19 protein-coding genes are annotated in these 20,334 nt (G+C 41.0%); 12 read left to right on the plus strand and 7 right to left on the minus strand.

Annotation, left to right across the window (positions count from 1 at the left end; genetic code table 11):
• Nucleotides 1-25: 25 nt before the first annotated feature.
• From OQ279_RS13815 to OQ279_RS13825, 3 genes are all read left to right on the plus strand, one after another.
• Complete coding sequence (locus OQ279_RS13815; RefSeq protein ID WP_266070575.1) at nucleotides 26-919, plus strand: NAD(P)-dependent oxidoreductase; 894 nt, start codon at nucleotides 26-28, stop codon at nucleotides 917-919.
• Between the two features lie 74 nt (nucleotides 920-993).
• Complete coding sequence (locus OQ279_RS13820) at nucleotides 994-1,551, plus strand: YeeE/YedE family protein (RefSeq protein WP_266070576.1); 558 nt, start codon at nucleotides 994-996, stop codon at nucleotides 1,549-1,551.
• A gap of 1 nt (nucleotide 1,552) precedes the next feature.
• Nucleotides 1,553-1,969: a DUF6691 family protein gene (locus OQ279_RS13825; protein WP_266070578.1), complete on the plus strand. Its 417-nt coding sequence runs from the start codon at nucleotides 1,553-1,555 to the stop codon at nucleotides 1,967-1,969.
• On the opposite strand, the gene OQ279_RS13830 is transcribed toward OQ279_RS13825, so the two are convergent.
• Together OQ279_RS13830 and OQ279_RS13835 are read right to left on the minus strand one after the other, a co-directional pair.
• Complete coding sequence (locus OQ279_RS13830) at nucleotides 1,966-2,319, minus strand: hypothetical protein (protein WP_266070579.1); 354 nt, start codon at nucleotides 2,317-2,319, stop codon at nucleotides 1,966-1,968. The genes OQ279_RS13825 and OQ279_RS13830 overlap by 4 nt on opposite strands.
• A gap of 144 nt (nucleotides 2,320-2,463) precedes the next feature.
• Complete coding sequence (locus OQ279_RS13835) at nucleotides 2,464-3,102, minus strand: trimeric intracellular cation channel family protein (protein WP_266070580.1); 639 nt, start codon at nucleotides 3,100-3,102, stop codon at nucleotides 2,464-2,466.
• Between the two features lie 140 nt (nucleotides 3,103-3,242).
• Between OQ279_RS13835 and trxB the strand changes: the two genes are divergently transcribed.
• A complete protein-coding gene (gene trxB / locus OQ279_RS13840) occupies nucleotides 3,243-4,214 on the plus strand; it encodes a thioredoxin-disulfide reductase (RefSeq protein WP_266070581.1) in 972 nt (323 codons plus the stop codon).
• A gap of 602 nt (nucleotides 4,215-4,816) precedes the next feature.
• Here the strand turns inward: trxB and OQ279_RS13845 are convergent.
• Entirely contained in the window at nucleotides 4,817-5,455 is a 639-nt protein-coding gene (locus OQ279_RS13845) for an alpha/beta hydrolase (protein ID WP_266070582.1), read from the minus strand.
• A gap of 45 nt (nucleotides 5,456-5,500) precedes the next feature.
• Between OQ279_RS13845 and OQ279_RS13850 the strand changes: the two genes are divergently transcribed.
• From OQ279_RS13850 to OQ279_RS13865, 4 genes are all read left to right on the plus strand, one after another.
• The gene (locus tag OQ279_RS13850; protein ID WP_266070583.1) at nucleotides 5,501-5,929 is read left to right on the plus strand and encodes a PaaI family thioesterase; all 429 of its coding nucleotides are present in this window, start codon (nucleotides 5,501-5,503) and stop codon (nucleotides 5,927-5,929) included.
• Entirely contained in the window at nucleotides 5,922-7,085 is a 1,164-nt protein-coding gene (locus tag OQ279_RS13855; RefSeq protein WP_266070584.1) for a chorismate-binding protein, read from the plus strand. The genes OQ279_RS13850 and OQ279_RS13855 overlap by 8 nt, the downstream gene beginning before the upstream one ends.
• Before the next feature lie 82 nt (nucleotides 7,086-7,167).
• Nucleotides 7,168-8,898, plus strand: a complete 1,731-nt coding sequence (gene menD, locus OQ279_RS13860; RefSeq protein ID WP_266070585.1) for a 2-succinyl-5-enolpyruvyl-6-hydroxy-3-cyclohexene-1-carboxylic-acid synthase — start codon at nucleotides 7,168-7,170, stop codon at nucleotides 8,896-8,898.
• A gap of 36 nt (nucleotides 8,899-8,934) precedes the next feature.
• Nucleotides 8,935-9,774, plus strand: coding sequence for a CvfB family protein (locus tag OQ279_RS13865; protein WP_266070586.1), 840 nt, complete (start codon nucleotides 8,935-8,937; stop codon nucleotides 9,772-9,774).
• Here the strand turns inward: OQ279_RS13865 and OQ279_RS13870 are convergent.
• Nucleotides 9,753-10,283 (minus strand): hypothetical protein, encoded by a 531-nt coding sequence (locus tag OQ279_RS13870; protein WP_266070587.1) that lies wholly within the window; start codon nucleotides 10,281-10,283, stop codon nucleotides 9,753-9,755. The two genes, OQ279_RS13865 and OQ279_RS13870, sit on opposite strands and share 22 nt — an antisense overlap.
• A 135-nt stretch (nucleotides 10,284-10,418) precedes the next feature.
• Between OQ279_RS13870 and OQ279_RS13875 the strand changes: the two genes are divergently transcribed.
• From OQ279_RS13875 to OQ279_RS13890, 4 genes are all read left to right on the plus strand, one after another.
• Complete coding sequence (locus tag OQ279_RS13875) at nucleotides 10,419-11,258, plus strand: 1,4-dihydroxy-2-naphthoyl-CoA synthase (RefSeq protein ID WP_266070588.1); 840 nt, start codon at nucleotides 10,419-10,421, stop codon at nucleotides 11,256-11,258.
• On the plus strand, nucleotides 11,246-11,779 hold the full coding sequence (locus OQ279_RS13880) for a PH domain-containing protein (protein WP_266070589.1): 534 nt from the start codon (nucleotides 11,246-11,248) through the stop codon (nucleotides 11,777-11,779). The genes OQ279_RS13875 and OQ279_RS13880 overlap by 13 nt, the downstream gene beginning before the upstream one ends.
• Nucleotides 11,772-13,283 carry a PH domain-containing protein gene (locus tag OQ279_RS13885; RefSeq protein ID WP_266070590.1) on the plus strand — a complete coding sequence of 504 codons (1,512 nt, stop codon included), beginning with the start codon at nucleotides 11,772-11,774 and terminating at the stop codon, nucleotides 13,281-13,283. The genes OQ279_RS13880 and OQ279_RS13885 overlap by 8 nt, the downstream gene beginning before the upstream one ends.
• Nucleotides 13,284-13,447: 164 nt before the next feature.
• Nucleotides 13,448-13,993 carry a hypothetical protein gene (locus OQ279_RS13890; RefSeq protein WP_266070592.1) on the plus strand — a complete coding sequence of 182 codons (546 nt, stop codon included), beginning with the start codon at nucleotides 13,448-13,450 and terminating at the stop codon, nucleotides 13,991-13,993.
• Nucleotides 13,994-14,054: 61 nt separating this feature from the next.
• Here the strand turns inward: OQ279_RS13890 and OQ279_RS13895 are convergent, their stop codons facing one another.
• The 3 genes from OQ279_RS13895 to OQ279_RS13905 form a co-directional block, all read right to left on the minus strand.
• Entirely contained in the window at nucleotides 14,055-16,469 is a 2,415-nt protein-coding gene (locus OQ279_RS13895) for an alpha-ketoacid dehydrogenase subunit alpha/beta (protein WP_266070593.1), read from the minus strand.
• 162 nt (nucleotides 16,470-16,631) lie between these two features.
• Entirely contained in the window at nucleotides 16,632-19,442 is a 2,811-nt protein-coding gene (locus tag OQ279_RS13900; RefSeq protein WP_266070594.1) for a gluzincin family metallopeptidase, read from the minus strand.
• 195 nt (nucleotides 19,443-19,637) lie between these two features.
• Entirely contained in the window at nucleotides 19,638-20,327 is a 690-nt protein-coding gene (locus OQ279_RS13905; protein ID WP_266070595.1) for an LOG family protein, read from the minus strand.
• Nucleotides 20,328-20,334 lie beyond the last annotated feature (7 nt).

Consider the following 20,334-nt stretch of genomic DNA (forward strand, 5'->3'; position numbering starts at 1 on the left):
CAATATACAATAGTCAATATTCAATATGAAATTTGAAAAGATCGTTTGTGTCGATTATACTAAACTTGAACCCTGGGCCATGGAAGAGCTTCAGGAATTGAGTGAAGAGAAGATTGAAGTACACAATAATGTTCCCGATTCTAATGAAGAACTTCTGCAGCGGATTGGAGATGCTGATGCTGTTCTTGTTTCCTGGAAAACTAAAATTCCGGAGGTAGTGATCAGGCAATCTCCAAACCTTAAATATATCGGCATGGCCTGTAGTTTATACGATGACGAATCGGCTAATGTCGCAGTGAACTTTGCCCGCAGTAAAGGGGTAAGAGTTACCGGGATAAAGGATTACGGAGATCCCGGCGTGGCCGAATTCATAGTGTCGGAACTGATAAGGTTATTTCACGGCCTTGGTAAACAACAATGGCAGGAAATGCCTGTGGAATTGACCGGTAAAAAAATTGGAATTATTGGATTTGGCGTGACAGGGCAACTGCTGGCCAAATGTCTCAAACCCTTTGGGCCAAAACTTTTTTATTACAGCCGTACCCGCAAAAAAGATCTTGAAAATGGGATAAGTTACCTGCCTTTGCAGGATTTGTTACAGACGGTAGATGTCATTTCCTTTCACCTTCCGCGAAATACGCTACTTCTAAGCAGTGCCGAATTTGACATTTTTGGCACCGGAAAGATCCTCATCAATACTTCTCTTGGTCTCCCTTTTGAAGAATCAGCATTTCAGGACTGGATAAAAAAGGAAGGGAATTTTGCCATTTTTGACGGGGATGGGAAGAAGGAACTTTCAGCAGAAACTGAAAATCTGCCGCGGGTAATAACGGCAGATAAAAGTGCGGGCTGGGCTGCCGAAACCCAGAAAAGACTTTCGGAAAAAGTACTGCAAAATGTAAAAGATTTCCTGAAGTAATCCCGGTATCAGGTTTTCTAATGATTTGCTAGGGGTGAGTATGGGAAGCCTTATCTTTGCCTAAAATTTTTTATATGGAAATGATCCTTGAACCCTGGCCGTGGTATGTAGCGGGGCCTTTAATAGCGTTAGTAATGTTCCTGCTTATTTTTATGGGTAAGAAATTTGGAATGTCTTCCAATCTTGAAACCATGTGTACCATTTGCGGGGCAGGTAAGAAGTCAGATTATTTCAATGTAGACTGGAAAGCCAGCCGCTGGAACCTGCTGGTAATCGTGGGAGCAGCAATTGGAGGGTTTATAGGGGCGCATTTGCTGTCAAACGGCAATGCGGTGAATATTTCTGAAGAAACCGTATTAAATCTGCAAGAACTAGGTTTTATGAGTTCCGGGGAAGCTTATCTCCCGGAGAGGCTTTTTAGCCTTGAAGCTCTGGGTAATTTTCAGTCAATTATGATCCTGTTAGTGGGTGGAGTATTGATAGGTTTTGGAGCCCGTTATGCCGCCGGTTGCACTTCGGGTCATGCTATTTCTGGTTTAAGCAACCTGCAGCTGCCTTCATTGATTGCCGTAATTGGTTTTTTTATTGGTGGCCTTGTAATGGTTCATTTATTATTCCCAATAATTTTCTAAGATGAGAAGAACAGTAGGATATATATTGATAGGGATCTTTTTTGGGATTGTGATGTACAAATCTGAAGCTGCTTCCTGGTTTCGTATCTATGAAATGTTCAGGTTTGATTCATTTCACATGTACGGCATCATTGGTTCGGCATTAATTTTAGGAATTATTGGAGTACAAATTATCAAAAGGAAGAACCTAAGATCCTTTTTTGGAGATCCCATAAAAATAGCCTCTAAAGAAAGAGGCTTCAAAAAGTACTTTTTTGGAGGTATTATTTTTGGACTTGGCTGGGCTTTGGCCGGTGCCTGTCCCGGGCCCATCTACACGCTTATAGGTGCAGGTTATGTCTCAGTCATAGTGGTGCTTCTTGGCGCCGTGGGGGGTGCTTTTCTTTACGGATTACTTCGGAAGAAGCTGCCGCATTAATAGTTGAGGCAGGCAACAGGTGATCTTCCGGAAATAGAAAGCTCGTAGATCATGCCTTCGCGCCATTTTATACCGTCAAGCTTCTTAAATTGCAGTTTTTTCCGAAGTAAATTGCAGATTTCAGGCTTTTCGACTGCAACACTAACATATTGAATGCTTTTGTCTTCAGAAACAGAAAAGAAGACAGTGATAGAATGTCCTTCTTCAAGATTTTGATTGGCATCCCGAAGTATATGCTCAATTTCGGCAGAAAGGCTGTTGAGGTCGTAGATCTTTTTAGATCCTTCAGCATAAATAACAGTGCTTACACTAATTATTAAAGTCAGCAGTAATAATTTAAAACGTTTCATAGCACATATCTTTAAAGTTAGTAATCAAATTTCTTCGGGGGATTTTGATGTTTACCTTAAAGACTTTCTGAAAATGAAATCGTTACATAAAATACAGGTAATTCCTGTAAATCTTTTCCTGTTAAAAATGAGGTGTCAAAAATGCTATTTTTGAAGGGTATTTTCCTGGGACAGGTAAAACGAAGGAAGGGAGATATGAAACTTTACCGCCAGCAGCCTTATTACTATCACGGTGACCGAAGTAATGATGTAAATCACATCTTGCGCCATTCCCAATTCATAGAAAAAGATAAAAGCGAGGCCTCCTACAATACAGGCGGTAGCGTAGATCTCTTTTCTAAAGATCACCGGGATCTCGTTACATAAAATGTCTCTTACAACGCCACCAAAAGTTCCTGTCATTGTTCCCAGGGTAATGGAGATAATTGGGTTGAGGTTGTTTTGTATACCCAATTCAACTCCTGTTATTGTAAAGATTCCCAAGCCTATAGAATCAAAGAGGAAAAGAGATTTTTTGAGGTGGTCCAGTTTTTTTCTGAAGATTATAGCCAGTATGGTTACTAAACCTATAAGGTAGATGTAGATCGTATTTTCCATCCAGGTAACCGGGGTGCTGCCTATAAGGATGTCTCTTATGGTACCTCCACCAATAGCCGTTACAAATGCGATGATAAAAATTCCGAAGAGATCAAGCCGGCGGTTCATTGCCGAAAGTGCACCCGAGATTGCGAAGGCAACAGTTCCTAAAAGGTCCAGGATATTAAAGAAGGACAGTTCGATCATACCACAAAGGTATGGTAATAGCGGGAGCTTCTAAAACGGCTTATCAATGGCATAAGTTATTGCTGTATAACAAATCTGTATGTTTAAAATTCCAGGTTTCTTTTAAAGTTACTACTTTTACATCAAGAAATTTTTATATCATGAATGAAACCAGAGAGAGAATCAAATGTCTTATAATAGGTTCGGGTCCTGCGGGTTATACCGCGGCCATATATGCTGCGAGGGCAGATCTTCACCCCGTAATGTACACAGGGATGGAACCCGGCGGGCAGTTAACTACCACTACCGAAGTTGATAATTTTCCTGGCTACCCCGAGGGGATTGACGGTCCTGCGATGATGATAGACCTCCAGAAACAAGCCGAAAGGTTTGGTACCCAGGTGCGTATAGGGATGGTGACCGAAGTGCAGTTTAGCAAAGAAAAAGGTGGAGTGCACCAGGTGTGTGTTGACAATTCAACCTGGGTTGAAGCAGAGACTGTGATTATTTCAACAGGGGCTACGGCAAAGTACTTAGGGCTTCCAAGTGAGCAGCGTTTAAGAGGCGGCGGTGTATCGGCTTGTGCTGTTTGTGACGGATTCTTTTACAAAAACCAGGAAGTTGCAATTGTTGGAGGAGGAGATACTGCAGCCGAAGAAGCTACTTATCTTGCCAATATTTGCACCAAAGTGACTATGCTGGTAAGAAAGGACGAACTTCGTGCTTCAAAAGCTATGCAGCACAGGGTTTTCAATACCAAAAACCTGGAGGTAAAATTCAATTCTGAAGTTGATGAGGTACTGGGAGAGCAGGTGGTTGAAGGCCTTCGAATAGTAAATAATAAAACAGGTGAAAAAGAGGAGATCAAGATCACCGGACTTTTTATCGCTATTGGGCACAAACCAAACACCGAAATATTTAAGGGACAACTGGATATGGACAGTACCGGGTACCTGATTACCAGCGGGAAAAGTACTAAAACAAATATACCGGGTGTATTCGCATCGGGCGACGTGCAGGATAAAGAATACCGCCAGGCAATTACTGCTGCAGGTACAGGATGTATGGCTGCACTTGATGCCGAAAGATATCTTGCTACAGTAGAGAGTAATGAAGAAGTAAGTACAAAATAACTTTTGGAATTACTTTAAAAAGTAAGGAAATCGTCTCATTTACCAGAATGAGACGGTTTTTGTTTTGCAATAGTTTTAAGTCAGGTTTTGGAATTTTTCTTTGTAAAAAAAAAAGGAGAGTGATCTTTAAGCACCCTTCTTTCTAATATTTTGTACCAGGGCATGTAATCTAAACTCTAATTCTACTTTTTCCGGTATCAGCAGTAAGTTGTAGACTTTAAATTCAAAGCTCATTTAACTGATAATCAGTATTTAAATTCGATAAAACACTTCTGAATTAAAAGGACTGAGAAGCCTAAAACGACAAAAAAATTGACTGCCTCAAATGAATGAAACAGCTTCTTGTTTTTGCAAATCATTGTAGAAGATCATTGCCTGGTTGAGCAAAGTCATAACCTTCTGGTTTTCTTTAATCCTGCCCTATCGCTACTTCTCGAATCCGCCCGAGGTGAAATAGCCCTCTTCATAATTACGTCAGGTTGTCGTGAAGCATCGGGAGTTTCAGCTTTTTTCTGGATCCTGAAATGAATTCAGGATAACGGCTATTTTCAAAAGTCTTGGCTCTAGCCTCTAGCAGCGCAGCGGTCTTGTCTCTCTAAAACTTATTCCCCTGCAAGTTTAATTATCACCTGCTGGTTCACTTCATGTCCGCCGTTAAAAGGAACGAACTTTAAATTTTTCGGGAATAATTCTTTTATCCGCATTTCTTCCGAAGCTAAAAAGTCTTTGTCTATAAAAGGATCTTCAGTTCCATAAACAAATTTCACCTGCCCCTCAAAAAAGGCAAAATCGGAGGGCTTTAATTCCGAAGGGATCCTGCCGGAATTCAGAATAAGCATAGAGGGCTTTATTTGTCTTTGGGCCATCCAGCGGGTTACGACAGAGACACCTTGTGAGTAGCCGAAGAACACGAGATTTTTGGCATTTTTGAGACCTTCATTTTCATAAACTTCATCCAGGTATGCGAGCGCATTTTGAATCTCCTGCTGCGTGTTTTCCCGCGTGGCCCAGGAGGCGCCAACGTGTTCGTATTTGCCGTTGAGGTAATATTTTGACGGTGCCTGTGGAGCAATGATGTAGTTCTTTTCCTGGTTGAGATGCCTAAAATACTTCAGGAAATATTTACTTAGGTACCCAATGCCGTGGAAGACCACCCAAACATTTTCTGTTTTTTCGGTTTGTTCATTCAGGGTGCTGTAGGTATTGACCGTTTGGTAAGAAACTTGCTTTTCGTTCATCATTTTCCGGTGGTTTTGTACTTTTACAAAGAAACCAATCTATTTGTTATGACCAATGAGGAAATTCTGGAGCTATCGAAAAAAGTTTCGAAAAATACGCTCATGGAAACCCTTGATATAGAATTCACTGAAGTAGGAGAAGACTACCTCATTGCGCGAATGCCCGTCACTTCAAAGGTTCACCAGCCCGACGGGGTGCTGCACGGTGGTGCCTCTGTTGCCCTGGCCGAAAGCGTGGGCAGCCTTGCCAGTTATGTTTTTTTAGATACTAACGATTTTATTGTTCGCGGTATAGAGATCTCTGCCAATCACCTAAAAAGTGTTTCTGAAGGTTACGTTTTTGCCAAAGCGACTTACCTGCACAAAGGCCGCACCACGCAACTTTGGAATATCAGGATCACAGATGAAGCTGAAAATCTCATTTCTGTAGTGAAACTGACCACCATCACCCTCCCGAAAAAGAAAAGTAATGCCTGAAGCTGAATTTTTTCAAAAGCTGGAGGAGCAATTCGAGAGCGCATTGCCATTTGTAGCTTATCGAAAGCCGATACTAACTGGTGACCGGGCAACTGTCACTGCTTTTTTGCAGCAGGATGACGAGTTGAATTACACCGAAAATTTCACCGAAAGCGGCTTTGTTTTTGCCCCTTTTGACACTTCAGAAAAAGCAATTCTTTTTGCTGAAAATACTTCGGAAAAACTCCATTTTGAGCAGGTGGTTTCTGAAGAAGGTACAGCTGTACTAACCTCTCAAAAAGGGCAAATTTCAGAAGAAAAAAAGTTAGGTCATATTGAGCTGGTGAGGAAAGCAGTTTCTGTATTGAGGGCAGGAGAAATGGATAAAGTTGTGCTTTCACGAAGGGAAGAAGTAGAGCTGAAGGAGCAAAACAGGCTGCAGCTATTTAAGGAACTGCTGAAAACCTATGCAACAGCCTTTGTATACTGCTGGTATCATCCAAAAATAGGCTGCTGGCTTGGTGCAACGCCCGAAACACTGTTAAAAGTTGAAGGTCGCCGGTTTAAAACCATGGCCCTCGCAGGAACTCAGAAATATCATGGAACAACAGATGTGGAATGGGGCGAAAAGGAAAAGCAGGAGCAGCAATTTGTTACCGATTCTATTGTGGAAAACCTGAAGGCTTCGGGTGTAGAAGATCTGGAAAGATCTGAACTTTACACATCAAAGGCGGGTAATTTGCTGCATTTGCAAACCGATATTAATGGAACACTTGTCAGTACAGACGTTCCGCGGAACGTCTCTACCGGATATGGGAATATTATCTCTGCCCTGCATCCAACCCCGGCGGTATGTGGTCTTCCAAAGGAAAAGGCTAAATCTTTTATTCTTTCAGAAGAAAATTACGATCGGGAATTCTATACCGGATTCCTTGGAGAGCTGAATTTGCAGAAAAATGTGCAGCGAAGTAGAACCAGAAGGAATGTAGAGAACCTGGCCTATCGTGCAGTGAAGAAAGAAACTAATCTCTTTGTGAATTTGCGTTGCATGAAAATAGAAGATAATAAAGCTGTACTTTTTATTGGTGGTGGCATAACCAAAGACTCTGTGCCCGAAGATGAATGGCAGGAAACGGTGAATAAGGCAGAGACCATGAAGAAAGTGTTGTTGAAATAAAAGGAACCTATCTCCTCACCAGACCTCACAGGTTTTAAAAACCTGTGAGGTCTAAATTGGGTCGTGGAGGAAAACAAGATAAATGAAATACCCCAAAATACCTGTTGCAAGATCAATTGTTGCGCTTTGCGAAGCCAAAGGAATCCATCATGTGGTGATCTCTCCCGGCTCTAGAAATGCGCCGCTTACCACGGGCTTTGCCCATCACCCAAACATAAAGACTTATAGCGTGGTAGATGAGCGCTGTGCTGCTTTTGTAGCTGTTGGCATGGCCCAGCAGCTGCAAAAACCTGTTGCTGTGGTTTGCACCTCGGGTTCGGCTTTGCTCAATTATTATCCGGCGGTGGCAGAGGCTTTTTACAGCGACATTCCATTGGTGGTGATCTCTGCCGACAGGCCTGTAGAGCGCATTGACATTGGCGACGGACAAACAATTCGCCAAAAGAACGTTTTCGAGAACCATATTTTATATTCGGCTAATTTATATTCAGAATTAGTGCTGGAAAATGAGGCGAAAGACAAGAAACTTCAGCAGAAGCAGTTTGAGAGTCGGAAGCACAACGAGCGGGAGATCAACCTGGCACTGAATAAAGCCATAGAAGAAAAAGGTCCGGTGCATATCAACGTTCCATTTTATGAGCCGCTTTATGAGACGGTAGAAGACGTAGAGGTGGATCCCATCCAAATTCTACCGGAGATCATTGAAAGAACATACTCTCAAAATCAACTGCAGGCTTATGCCGATCTTTGGAACAAGGCAGCGAGAAAAATGGTGATTGTAGGCGTGTCTTCCCCAAATTTAGTAGAGCAGCAATTTCTCGATAGGCTGGCAAATGATCCTTCAGTAATTGTATTTACTGAAACCACTTCAAATGTGCAGCAGGAGAAATTCTTTACTCGCATTGATACCATTATTGGCCCCATTGAAAAGGATGAAGACAGGGAAAAGCTTTTTGATAACCTGCAGCCTGAAATCCTGCTCACTTTCGGCGGAATGATCGTCTCAAAAAAGATCAAGGCTTTCCTGCGGAACTATCAGCCGAAACATCACTGGCATGTAGATCCAAAAAAGGCATATAACACCTTCTTTTGCCTGAACAAGCATTTCGAGACTTCAGTAAATTCATTTTTTAACCAGTTTTTTCCGCTCACAGAAATTTCTGAAAGCAATTATGCCGAATACTGGCAGGAGGTGCGAAGCAGAAGAAAGGTAAAACATGAAGATTATATGGGCAGGATCCCATATTCTGATCTTAAGGCCATGCAGCTTATTTGCCCTGCCGTGCCCGAAAATAGCATTGTACAGCTGGCAAACAGCTCTACAATCAGGTATGCACAGCTCTTCAGGTGGAAAGAGAGCCTAAAAATATACTGTAACCGCGGGACCAGCGGGATTGACGGCAGTACTTCAACTGCGGTGGGAGCTGCAATAGTTTCAGAAGCACCGGTTTTGATGATCACAGGAGACCTCAGCTTTTTTTATGACAGCAATGCGCTGTGGAACAATTATATTCCGAAGAACTTTAGGATAATCATCTTAAATAACGGTGGGGGCGGGATCTTCAGGATACTTCCGGGAGATAAGAATACTGAGACCTTCGAAAAATATTTTGAAACCGTTCATCAACTCAATGCGAAACCTATTTGTGACCTCTACGGATTTGAATATTCACAAGCCCAAACTTCCGAAGAAATAAAGGAGCGCTTAAATGCCTTTTTTGACACCTCAGACCAGCCGAAGGTCCTGGAAATTTTCACGCCTCGAAAGGTTAATGACGAAGTGTTGCTGGAATATTTTAGCTTCGTGAAATAGCCGTTTATTATAAGTAACTTTGCCAAAAATTATTTTATGCTTGCCATTGGAGAATACCACACCCTTAAGATAGATCGCGATACGGAACCTGGCCTTTTTTTAAAGGATGATGAAGGGAACGAGGTACTGTTGCCTAACAAATACAAACCAGAAACTTTTGAAATAGGAGATGAAATCACCGTTTTTGTCTATCTGGATCATGAAGAAAGACCGGTGGCAACTACGCTTAAACCTTTTGTGAAGCTTGATGAATTCGGGTTGTTAAAATGTGTGGAGGTGAGCGAGATTGGAGCTTTTATGGATTGGGGCCTCGAAAAACACCTTTTTGTGCCTTTTAAAGAGCAGGCAGTTAAAATGCGGCAGGGTGAGCGCTATCTCATTTTCTGCTATCTTGATGAGCTTACCGAAAGATTGGCTGGGTCGAGTAAACTGGATGCCTTTCTTGATAATTCTGAACTCACAATTAAACCTTTTGAAGAGGTAGAGCTCATTATCGCTAATCCTACTGAATTGGGATGGAATGTGATTGTGAACGAGATACACAAGGGCTTGCTGTACAAGGATGAAGTTTTTCAAAAATTGCACGTTGGCGACAGGCTTAATGGATATGTGAAAAAAACCCGGCCCGACGGAAAGATAGATATTACTTTGCAGCGTCCCGGCTACCGCAGTATTGAACCTAATGCGCAGGAACTGCTAAACCTTATTGAAATAAAAGGTGGTTTTTTAGCATTGACCGACAAATCTTCGCCCACAGAGATTGAAAAAGAGGTGCAAATGAGCAAAAAAAGCTTTAAACGTGCCCTTGGTAATCTTTACAAGCAAAGGAAGGTTGATATTAAAGACAACGGGATCTACCTTAAAAAAGGAGAGTAATAAGGAGAGACATAAGCTCTTACGCCTGAACGGGAGCGGTAAGGGCTTTGTAATATTGGTGACCGCATTTCTTCATAAGCCGGTATTTTCTTTTGTCCGCTAAAAATGTCATAATTAGAACTTCGGTCGTGTACCCTGATGTCATTGGTAACCTCTATAAGGGCCTTTTCACCCTGGCTTATGGTAGGTGCCGGAGATTCCATTTCAACTAAAGCCGCTTCTTTTGCATAGCGTTCTTTTTCCATCATGGAGATAAGATTCACCTGCCTCTTCTGTACTTTTTTATTAAAACTGATTTCTTTTAATGAAAATCGATTTTCGGGGAAATGGTTTACAGGAACAGAAAGCCCTGGCTGTATTCTGGTGTAGTTGATAAATACTTCTTCAGGCGCAGGGAAATTAGCCTGATCAAATTGGGGAAAAGGATTTGTACCTGAAGAATTCAATTCCTGGGAATAGCCACTTACACCAAAAATGATCAAAGTAAGAAGGGTTAGGATTTTATTCATGTTACCTATTTGATACTAACTAAGCAAAAATCGTACAAATTTTTCATTGTTCCGAAAGATAAAGCTTTTCTTGCGGCAGGTTTTATTCCCCAAGGAAAATATAAAAGCCTTATTTTTGAGTAAAATTAGATCACTATGACCAAACCAGATTATAAAACAGCAAAGGAATACGAAGATATCACCTACCAAAAGTGCAACGGCGTGGCACGTATTGCGTTTAACCGTCCCGAGGTTCGCAATGCCTTTCGTCCTAAAACTACCAGTGAGCTCTATGATGCTTTTTATGATGCCCAGGAAGATACTTCAATAGGAGTGGTGCTGCTTTCTGCGGAAGGGCCTTCCCCAAAAGATGGCGTTTACAGCTTTTGCAGCGGGGGAGATCAAAAAGCCCGTGGACATCAGGGATATGTGGGAGAAGATGGAATGCACCGTCTGAATATTCTTGAAGTACAAAGGTTAATTCGGTTTATGCCAAAAGCTGTGATTGCGGTTGTGCCGGGTTGGGCCGTGGGAGGAGGGCACAGCCTGCACGTAGTTTGTGACCTTACCCTTGCAAGTAAGGAGCACGCGATCTTTAAGCAAACCGATGCCGATGTTACCAGTTTTGATGGCGGATATGGATCGGCTTACCTTGCCAAAATGGTTGGACAAAAGAAGGCACGCGAAATCTTCTTTTTAGGAAGGAATTATTCGGCACAGGAGGCTTATGAAATGGGAATGGTGAATGCAGTTATTCCGCATGAAGAACTGGAAGATACGGCTTATGAATGGGCACAGGAGATCCTGGCTAAATCTCCTACCTCAATAAAGATGCTGAAGTTTGCCATGAACCTTACCGACGATGGCATGGTAGGGCAACAGGTGTTTGCCGGAGAAGCTACCCGTCTTGCTTATATGACCGATGAGGCCAAAGAAGGTAGAAACGCTTTTCTGGAAAAAAGAAAACCTAATTTTGATAAAAAATGGATCCCGTAGCCTCTTCAGAATTTTCAAATTTTGAGTTGGAAGTAGCTTCCCTTCCCAGAGTTGAGGAGGTGAAGCTGCATCCCATTTCAAAAAAATATCTTGTGAAGTTGCAGGTGGGTACCAGCATCTCCTTTATGTTCTTTGCTGTGGGATTGTTCCTGGGGTATACTTTTTTATCTGCTCAATTTCATACTTATCTTTTCTGGGCCGCAATCCTGCTGGTCCTCCTTTTTGGATGGTCTATTTTTAACAACGTGATGTATGTTAAGAAGAGCGGTTATGCCTTGCGGGAACAGGATATAATTTTTAAACGCGGCTTTTTGTTTGAAAAAACCACAGTAGTTCCTTTTAATAGAATTCAGCATGTGACTGTAGAGCGGTCTTTTCTTGATAAGATTCTGAATATTTCTTCTTTAAAAGTATTCACCGCTGGAGGATCGGGTAGCGATGTGAGTGTTCCCGGAATAAAACCTGAAACAGCTACCTCTCTAAAAGAGGAAATTTCAGGAAGAATTTATAACCATGCCTGATTATTATTTTTCGGAGCCACAACGGCAATCTGGCGTGGGGCTGGTATTGATCTTTGCGACCTCTCTTTACCATATAGGGAGAAACTTGTGGGTGCTGGTTTTTTATTTTGCCTTTAAAGAAGTAGATCAGCGAATGCTGTTTTTTGGCGGTGCGGCACTTATGCTGGTGCTGTTGCTAAGTCTTGGCTACAGTATCCTTTATTTCCTGAATTTTAAGTTTCATCTTGACGAGAAGAATCAGGAGTTTGTGCTTCAAAAAGGGGTTTTTTCATCTGACGTTATTAATATTCCCTTTGAGAAGATTCAGCAGGTAAATTTCCGAAGGAATATTCTGCAACGCATCATTGGCGTGTACAGTGTGGTTGTAGAAACAGCAGGAAGCCAGGACAAGGAGGTCGAGATTAAAGCACTATCTGAAGAGAAAGCTAATCTCCTGGCCGAAAAACTCATGGCACGTGCCGAAGAGGAACGTGCTGAAACTTCCGTAGAAGTTGAAGAAGACCCTGAAAAAATACCTGCAACTACAGCAAAGGCTGTACCTCAATGGGAGCATAAAGTTCAATTATGGACGCTTGTAAAATTAGGGCTTACCTCCAACTATCTTCGTGGGGTTGGTATCATAGTGGCTTTTTATTTTACTCTAAGGGAGCAATTCATGTTTAACGATGAACTTGCGGCGCAGCTTCAGGAACCGCAGGTGTATTTTTCTCAGGGTAAATACCTCTTCATTATTTTTCTATTGCTGGTGGGGATGCTGTTAACGGTTGGGGAGACAGTTGTAAAATATTTTGGACTTCATTTGCAGAAGTATAAGGACACCCTACAGGTTGAAATGGGGCTGCGTAACAATACAAAGGTTAATTTAAAGGCCAGCAGAATTCAATTGCTGCAAGTGCTCACAAATCCTATTCAGAAGAAAATGGATCTGTTTCAGGTAAAGATCTCTCTTGCCAGTAGTGAGAATGATCTTGAAAAGAATCAGGTGAAAATCGCCGGTTTGCCGCCTAAAGTGGTGCAGCAGGTCAAAAATTATTTTTACCAGACTGAAATACGGGAGAATTTTAGAGTTAAACCGAGTAAATATTTATTGATTAGAAGGATCTCCCGTGGATTAATTCCTTTGGTCATTCTATCGGGATTTTTATTTTTTTATGCCCAACTTGTTATGCTTAGCTGGGTTGTGGGTATAGCTTCAGCATATGTTGTGCTCCTTTGTATTTATAACTTCTACTACTTTAGAAGGCTACAGCTGGGAATTTCAGAAGAGTTTTTAATAAGATATTCGGGAGTTTGGGTGCAGAAGGAAGAATACCTTGAAGTTTTTAGGTTACAGGCAGTTTCAGTTTCACAACCTTTATGGTACAAAAAGAGAGGTTTGGTAAACCTTACTTTCCATTCTGCAGGTGGAGATGTTGATTTTCCCATGGTGAAAAAGGAGGAGGTGCAGCCTATTCTTAACTATTTGATTTACAAGATCGAGGTGACCGAAAAAGCCTGGATGTAAAATTTTCTGAATTTCTTTTTGAAGTATTCAATTTCCAAAGTTCTGGATATCAAAAAATTATCATTTTCTCAGTTATTTGTCGGTGTAATGAGTTGAAAATTAATTGTTTAATTATTTGTGTTTTCTGGTTGGTATGATTTAACTTTCAGGTAAAACTTTTGCCTATGAAAAAGCTATACTTGATTTTTGTACTATCGGTCACCTTTGTGTTGAATTCCTGCAGCTTAGATACTATGCAGAGTAAACTTGATGTAGAGGGCGAACATGGATATGACTTCCGGGAAAGTAGAGCAGCCTGGAAAGATTTAAAACGGGAGCAGGGAAATTCCTATACTTATACTATCCTCGTACAATCCTGGACAGGGTATGGGAGTGAAACTACCATTGAAGTAGAGGAAGGAAAGGTTAAAAAGCGGTATTATGTGGCTTTTATAATTTCAGAAGAAGATGGTTCGAGAACTGTTACCGAAACTTATGAGGAAAACACCAAAAAAGAACTTGGAAGCCACGCTTCAGGGGCGCCGCCATATACTATTGATCATCTTTACACAACCTGTCTTTCAAAATATCTAACTGTTGATCACGAGACCAATAAAATCTTTTTTGACACCAATGATGACGGGGTCATGATGCTTTGCGGATATATGCCTGTAGGTTGCCAGGATGATTGTTTCAGAGGAATAAAAATTTCAGAATTTAACTGGAAGTAATCAATGTAAAAAGCCACGAGTGCATTGCAGTCGTGGCTTCTTATTTAAGTATGATTATATTTTACTTTAACTGTGGAAACTGTGCAGGATCTACTTCATTCATGATCTCATATACCTTCTCAAAAATGTCTTCTACAGAAGGCTTTGAAAAATAATCACCGTCAGTTCCATATGCAGGGCGATGATCTTTTGCAGTGAGCGTTTGCGGCTTGCTGTCGAGATGTCTCCAAGCGTTTTGTTCTTCCATAACTTTTTGAACGATAAACGCTGAAGCTCCTCCTGGCACGTCTTCGTCTATAACCAGTAACCGGTTTGTTTTGGCCACACTTTTCACTATATCTTGATTGAGGTCAAAAGGGAGCAAAGACTGCACATCAATAACTTCAGCATCAATACCCACTTCCTGTAGTTCTTTTGCTGCCTGTTCTACCAGTCTTAACGTAGAACCATAAGAAACAAGGGTAATGTCTGTACCTTCCCTCATGGTTTCAACTACGCCCAGCGGTGTTTTGAACTCACCTAAATTAACGGGCATTTTTTCCTTTAAACGATAGCCATTAAGTGATTCCACAATGAGTGCAGGCTCATCACTCTCGAGTAAGGTGTTGTAGAAACCAGCTGCTTTGGTCATATTGCGGGGCACCAGGACGTGTATACCACGAATAAGATTTAAGATTCCGCCCATAGGGGAACCACTGTGCCAGATACCTTCCAGGCGATGTCCCCTGGTCCTGATAATTAACGGTGCTTTTTGTTTACCACGCGTTCTATATTGAAGGGTAGCTAGGTCATCACTCATTATTTGGAGTGCGTAAAGCAGGTAATCGAGATACTGGATCTCAGCAATAGGGCGTAAGCCTCTCATGGCCATCCCAATTCCCTGTCCCAAAATTGTTGCTTCACGAATACCTGTATCGGCAACACGCAGTTTCCCGTACTTTTCCTGAAGACCTTCCAGTCCCTGGTTAACATCGCCAATTTCTCCTGTGTCTTCTCCAAAGATGAGGGCTTCAGGATACTTATTGAAAATGCTGTCAAAATTTTCTCTTAAGACCAGCCTTCCGTCTACTTCTTTAGAATCTTCTCCATAAGAAGCTGCGACGGGCTGTACGTTAAGAGCATTATATTTTGAAGTACTGTGTAAGTGGCTGCTGTATTGCGGCCGCACCTCCTCTGTGTACTTGTCAATAAACTGAATCAATTCCTGTTTTGCGGGAGAACTCTCTCCTCTCATATATCTTAAGGCCTTACGGGATGCAACTAGAATATCTTTTTTCAAGGCTTCCCTGTTCTCCTGAAGTTCCTTCTTTAACTGAAGAATAAAGCTTTTATTCTGGCTGCTTTCGGCTGCTCTTTGGAGTACAGGGAGTACATCTTTAACTTTATTCTTTACAGGAGCCATATGCGCTTCCCAGGCGGCTTTCTTCCCGTCACGCACCTGTTTCTTGATGTCTTTTTCTATTTCTTGAAGTTCCTGATCTGTTGCTATGTTTGTGGCAATCATCCATTCCCTCATCTTCACATTACAGTCATGCTCCCGTTCCCACTGAAGCCTTGCTTCACTTTTGTAGCGTTCGTGAGACCCTGAAGTAGAATGCCCCTGAGGCTGGGTAAGCTGCTGAACGTGGATTAGTACAGGTGTGTGTTCTTCACGTGCAATTCGACTGGCATTCTCGTATGTTTCTATGAGCGCCGGATAGTCCCAACCATTTACTGCGAAGATCTCGTACCCATTGTTTTCTCCTTTGTCTCGTTGAAAACCTTTAAGTACTTCCGAAATATTCTGCTTGGTAGTTTGATGTCTCGCATGTACCGAAATTCCATATTCATCATCCCATACATTCATTACCATAGGTACCTGAAGTACACCTGCCGCATTGATGGTCTCCCAAAACAGGCCTTCACTGGTACTTGCATTACCAATAGTTCCCCAGGCAATTTCATTTCCGTTTCTGGAAAATTTATCGGCATCAATACCTGTCACATTTCTGTAAATTTTAGAAGCCTGTGCAAGACCTAAAAGCCTTGGCATTTGGCCTGCAGTAGGAGAGATGTCTGCGCTTGAATTCTTCTGTTGGGTAAGGTTCTTCCATGTCCCGTCTTCTTCAAGACTGTGGGTAGCAAAGTGCCCTCCCATTTGTCTACCTGCAGAATTGGGTTCGTGTTCAATATTTGTAGTGGCGTAAAGGCTTGCAAAGAACTGCTGAATATTAAGAGCCCCAATAGCCATCATAAAAGTTTGGTCACGATAGTAACCTGATCTAAAATCACCATTTTGGAATACCTTAGCCCAGGCCAATTGTGGTACTTCCTTCCCATCACCAAAAATTCCAAATTTAGCTTTACCCGTAAGCACTTCTCGTCTTCCGAGGAGACTGCACTCCCGGCTGGTTACCGCCAACTTGTAATCACTTACCACCTGCGCCCTAAAATCTTCAAAAGAAATTTCACTTTTTGAGGAAGTTTCACTCTGCATAACACGTTTTTAAAATTACCACAAATGTAACGAAAACAATGATTAATTACAATTCAAAAAAAATCAGTAAAAATTGTTTTTTAATAAAATAAGTGGCTTCTGATTATCATATTTTTAGGCAAACGTTAAAATAAAGAGATTCACTAAGAAAATCCTAATCATTTAGAACCATTTTCTCGTGATAAGCCTTCCCAGAGTTTTTATATCGAGAGTTGCAATGAACCTGATTTTTTGATCATAATTACCTTCATTAAATTCCCAGCCTTCACTGGAATGTACAGGTAAGAAGATTTCAAAATAATTTTGCACCAGGCTAAGTCTTATTCCTGAATCGTACAAGAGTTTTGCCGATTGATTTTTGTTTTTTATTACACCAACATCACTATAGGCGTAAATCCACTTCCAAATGGTGGTGCTTCCGTTTACTGTAGTAATCCATTGGTTTGCAAACTGTGGCTCAAGGGTAGATTTAAAGCCTCCTTCGGCCATGATAATTTGCTGACTAAAAATACCTGATGTTTCACTTCTTCCGTAGTAACTGTAATCAAAGAGGTAATCTGTAGGACGATCTAGTGCAAAACTGAAATAATCACTGTTTGGCATATCGTTGTAAAGAAAGGCTCCTCCAAAGAAACGAAGATTTACCTGTCGGTCATTTTTCAAAAGTTTTCGGTATTCTACAGTTAAAGAAGATTTACTAAACTGCTGTGCGACCTGGAAATCTACTGAACCTGAGAAATGAGTAACCAAGCCCGGGTTACTGTACAGGTAGTTTATATTGAATACACTATAATCGGGCACTTCAAGATCTGTAAGGTCATTTTCATCCCGATAAACGTTTACATTACGGATAAGAATTCTCTCCTTAGGGCTTTGCCTCATATAGGAATCCCTAAAATGCAGGGATAGGTATGGATTGAGCCTTTGGTACATGAGATCGTAGCCATACGAGAACCTGCTTCCTGATATCCCGTAGTTGATCATATATAAATCTTCATCAAAGAAAATTTTGTGGGAAAGACCAGCGCTACCTACAAATGTTTTACTTCTGGAGGCATATAGAGGAGATAGGTTATATTCAAAATTTCGATCTAAAATAGTTTTATTATACAACTTTACACCTAAAGCGAGCCCGTCATACAGGTTGTACTGGAACTGTGGCATAAAGAATACCTGCTGGTATCTTGGGTCTTCAACATCTTTTAAAAGCCGGAATTGGAGAGGACGATTCATTATGCCTCCCACTGTTCGGTAATTATTTCTCCTGTTTATTTCGGGTACAATCCCTTCATGATTAACAGCGACCTGTTTTACTCTTGATGCCGGAATGTGTACAGTGCGAACCCCGGGAGAATGTTCTACCCAGGTTTTGTAGACAACTTCATTATTGTTAAGTCCATAAACCTGAATAGGAACGTCTGTCTCTGTTTTGTTGCGTAATGTAATTCGCAGTGAGTCACCCTCTTTGGAAAGACTTCGTATTTTAAAATCAATTTTATTTTTAGTAGAGACGTAGTCATCAAAGAACCATTTTATGTCTTTACCAGCATTTTCTGTAAGAATGCGCTGAAAATCTTCATCATCAACTGCTCTCAGTTTATATTGTTCAAAGAACTCTTTAATGGAATATTGTACGGTATTATCTTCAAGAAATTCATCTAGAAGGCTAAAGCCCACTCCCGCTTTGAAAGGATTTGCAATGTTTTTATTGAACTTTGTTAAAGAATCTTGTGGAGCGTTTAGGGGCTGGTCCATGTGCTTTCTCGCAGCGAACAGGTACATAAGAATGTATTGATCATTGAAATCAAGAGTTGAGGCATGAAACCAACGAATGCCAATAACATCACTCAAACTACCCAATAATTTTAGGTCTGGATAATATTGATCCATATATTCCATCATGAGGTATATTTGAATACCATCAAAGATCCATTTGTCTTCCCTGGGGTTTAACAGCAGTGAATTTTCGAGATAATTCTCGGTAAGGGTTTTTAATTGCTTGAGTTCATAACCAAATCCGTCGGGAAATGGTCTTAAGAATTTAGGTAATTGATTGAGACCGTATACCGGGTTTGAAGCATAATCCTGCTGGGTAGACAGTATAATAGGATGAGGGTAGGAGCCTAGATTTGTCTGGAGAAAATCTACTATCCTGTTTACATACATGGATTTCATCCCTGGATTGGCACCACTGGCTGTAATGTTTGTTAGCACGTGAAGGCTATCTACTTTGATATCATCAAAAATGACCTCTGTAGTGAGGTGTAACTCTGCATCAAACCTTTCCTGGCCTGATAGAAAAACTGTTTTCTTATCTTCGTGGGGAACAATTTTTTCCCTTTTTAAAGCAGAAATAAGAGCCAGGTTAGAAGGAAGGGTAAGCTCAACTTCAAAATCGAGCTTTGGAAGGTACAGGTCGTTCATGTTTTTATGACTGTACACCTTCCAGTTGTCCTTGTACATTGCCGGAGCAATGAACCAATATTTTAGTTGATAATTGCCTTTATTTCCGTAGCCGTAACGCGTAAATTCATTGTGGGGAATTTTAATAACGTAGTCTAGATTTATAACGTATTTCTCGTGTGGAGCTATGGGTTTTTCAGGAATAATTTTAATGATGTCTGGATGTTCTTCAGGACGTTCCCACGTTAGGATATTAGAAGTACTTCCTGTAATGGAATTTATAGTAGTTCCTCCTCTTCTATCTTCACGGGCAAAATGGAAGTTACGATCGTAATCTTCAAAGAACCTGCGAGCCAGGGGAGTTCGGGTATCTGAAAACGCGTTCATCCAGTCACTCATATAAACCTCTCGAAGTGTATCATTGCTGGTATTCCTGTACTCCAGGGTTTGCTGGATGTTCAGAGACTTCAGAGAATCATTGAGTTCTGCTTTAACGATTACATTATGTTGCCCAAAAAGAGCTAATGAGAGGAGGGCAAACAGAAAAAAGAGTGGAAGTTTTTTATTCAAATTTTTATTGTAAACAATAAGGTTAAAAATCATTAACGAGATGAGCTGCAATATATTATTTCAGGAAGTAAAACCTATACCTATGGGAAGATTTCCTGAGTTAAAAAAAAACAAAATTATCAAAGAAGCTGACAGGAGAATATAAAAACAGCCTTGTCAAAAAGGCTGTTTTAAGATCACATTTATTTTAAAATCCTAGAAATTAGGGCTTAGGTTGTATTCCTCATAGAATTTATCTAAAATCTCTATGACTTCATCGGCAGTATCTACCACCTGGATGATATCAATATCACCGCTGCTTATGTTTTGAAAATTATCTAATAGCGTGCTTCTTACCCAGTCGATTAAGCCACCCCAAAAATCTCTTCCCACCAATATAATTGGGAATTTGTCAATTTTGTTTGTCTGAATAAGGGTAATTGCTTCAAATAGTTCATCTAAGGTTCCAAATCCTCCCGGCATTACCACAAAGCCCTGAGAATACTTTACAAACATCACTTTTCTTACAAAGAAGTAATCAAAGTTGATATTCTTATCATTATCAATATAAGGATTGTCGTGTTGTTCAAATGGCAGATGGATGTTGAGCCCTACAGAAGTTCCTCCGGCAAGATGAGCGCCTTTGTTTCCGGCTTCCATTACTCCCGGGCCACCTCCTGTAATTATCCCATAACCATGTTCTACGATTTTTTTAGCTACCTCTTCAGTAAGTTTATAAAACTTGTGCTCTGGCTTTGTACGTGCCGATCCAAAAATTGAAACACAGGGGCCTATTTGGCTTAATTTTTCGTATCCGTTGACAAATTCTCCCATGATCTTAAAAATGGCCCAGGAGTCATTTGTTTTTATTTCATTCCAGCTTTTATTTCTTGTCTCTGTTCTCATAAAAAAT

The sequence above is a fragment of the Salinimicrobium profundisediminis genome (assembly GCF_026241755.1).
Lineage (GTDB): Bacteria > Bacteroidota > Bacteroidia > Flavobacteriales > Flavobacteriaceae > Salinimicrobium > Salinimicrobium profundisediminis.

Excerpts from the sequence above, each read along its gene's own strand:
- OQ279_RS13855 (WP_266070584.1), top strand. The coding sequence starts at position 5,922 with ATGCCTGAAGCTGAATTTTTTCAAAAGCTGGAGGAGCAATTCGAGAGC.
- OQ279_RS13835 (WP_266070580.1), bottom strand. The coding sequence starts at position 3,102 with ATGATCGAACTGTCCTTCTTTAATATCCTGGACCTTTTAGGAACTGTT.
- trxB (WP_266070581.1), top strand. The coding sequence starts at position 3,243 with ATGAATGAAACCAGAGAGAGAATCAAATGTCTTATAATAGGTTCGGGT.
- OQ279_RS13815 (WP_266070575.1), top strand. The coding sequence starts at position 26 with ATGAAATTTGAAAAGATCGTTTGTGTCGATTATACTAAACTTGAACCC.
- OQ279_RS13850 (WP_266070583.1), top strand. The coding sequence starts at position 5,501 with ATGACCAATGAGGAAATTCTGGAGCTATCGAAAAAAGTTTCGAAAAAT.
- menD (WP_266070585.1), top strand. The coding sequence starts at position 7,168 with ATGAAATACCCCAAAATACCTGTTGCAAGATCAATTGTTGCGCTTTGC.
- OQ279_RS13875 (WP_266070588.1), top strand. The coding sequence starts at position 10,419 with ATGACCAAACCAGATTATAAAACAGCAAAGGAATACGAAGATATCACC.
- OQ279_RS13890 (WP_266070592.1), top strand. The coding sequence starts at position 13,448 with ATGAAAAAGCTATACTTGATTTTTGTACTATCGGTCACCTTTGTGTTG.
- OQ279_RS13870 (WP_266070587.1), bottom strand. The coding sequence starts at position 10,283 with ATGAATAAAATCCTAACCCTTCTTACTTTGATCATTTTTGGTGTAAGT.
- OQ279_RS13825 (WP_266070578.1), top strand. The coding sequence starts at position 1,553 with ATGAGAAGAACAGTAGGATATATATTGATAGGGATCTTTTTTGGGATT.
- OQ279_RS13905 (WP_266070595.1), bottom strand. The coding sequence starts at position 20,327 with ATGAGAACAGAGACAAGAAATAAAAGCTGGAATGAAATAAAAACAAAT.
- OQ279_RS13830 (WP_266070579.1), bottom strand. The coding sequence starts at position 2,319 with ATGAAACGTTTTAAATTATTACTGCTGACTTTAATAATTAGTGTAAGC.
- OQ279_RS13895 (WP_266070593.1), bottom strand. The coding sequence starts at position 16,469 with ATGCAGAGTGAAACTTCCTCAAAAAGTGAAATTTCTTTTGAAGATTTT.
- OQ279_RS13820 (WP_266070576.1), top strand. The coding sequence starts at position 994 with ATGGAAATGATCCTTGAACCCTGGCCGTGGTATGTAGCGGGGCCTTTA.
- OQ279_RS13865 (WP_266070586.1), top strand. The coding sequence starts at position 8,935 with ATGCTTGCCATTGGAGAATACCACACCCTTAAGATAGATCGCGATACG.
- OQ279_RS13880 (WP_266070589.1), top strand. The coding sequence starts at position 11,246 with ATGGATCCCGTAGCCTCTTCAGAATTTTCAAATTTTGAGTTGGAAGTA.
- OQ279_RS13845 (WP_266070582.1), bottom strand. The coding sequence starts at position 5,455 with ATGATGAACGAAAAGCAAGTTTCTTACCAAACGGTCAATACCTACAGC.
- OQ279_RS13885 (WP_266070590.1), top strand. The coding sequence starts at position 11,772 with ATGCCTGATTATTATTTTTCGGAGCCACAACGGCAATCTGGCGTGGGG.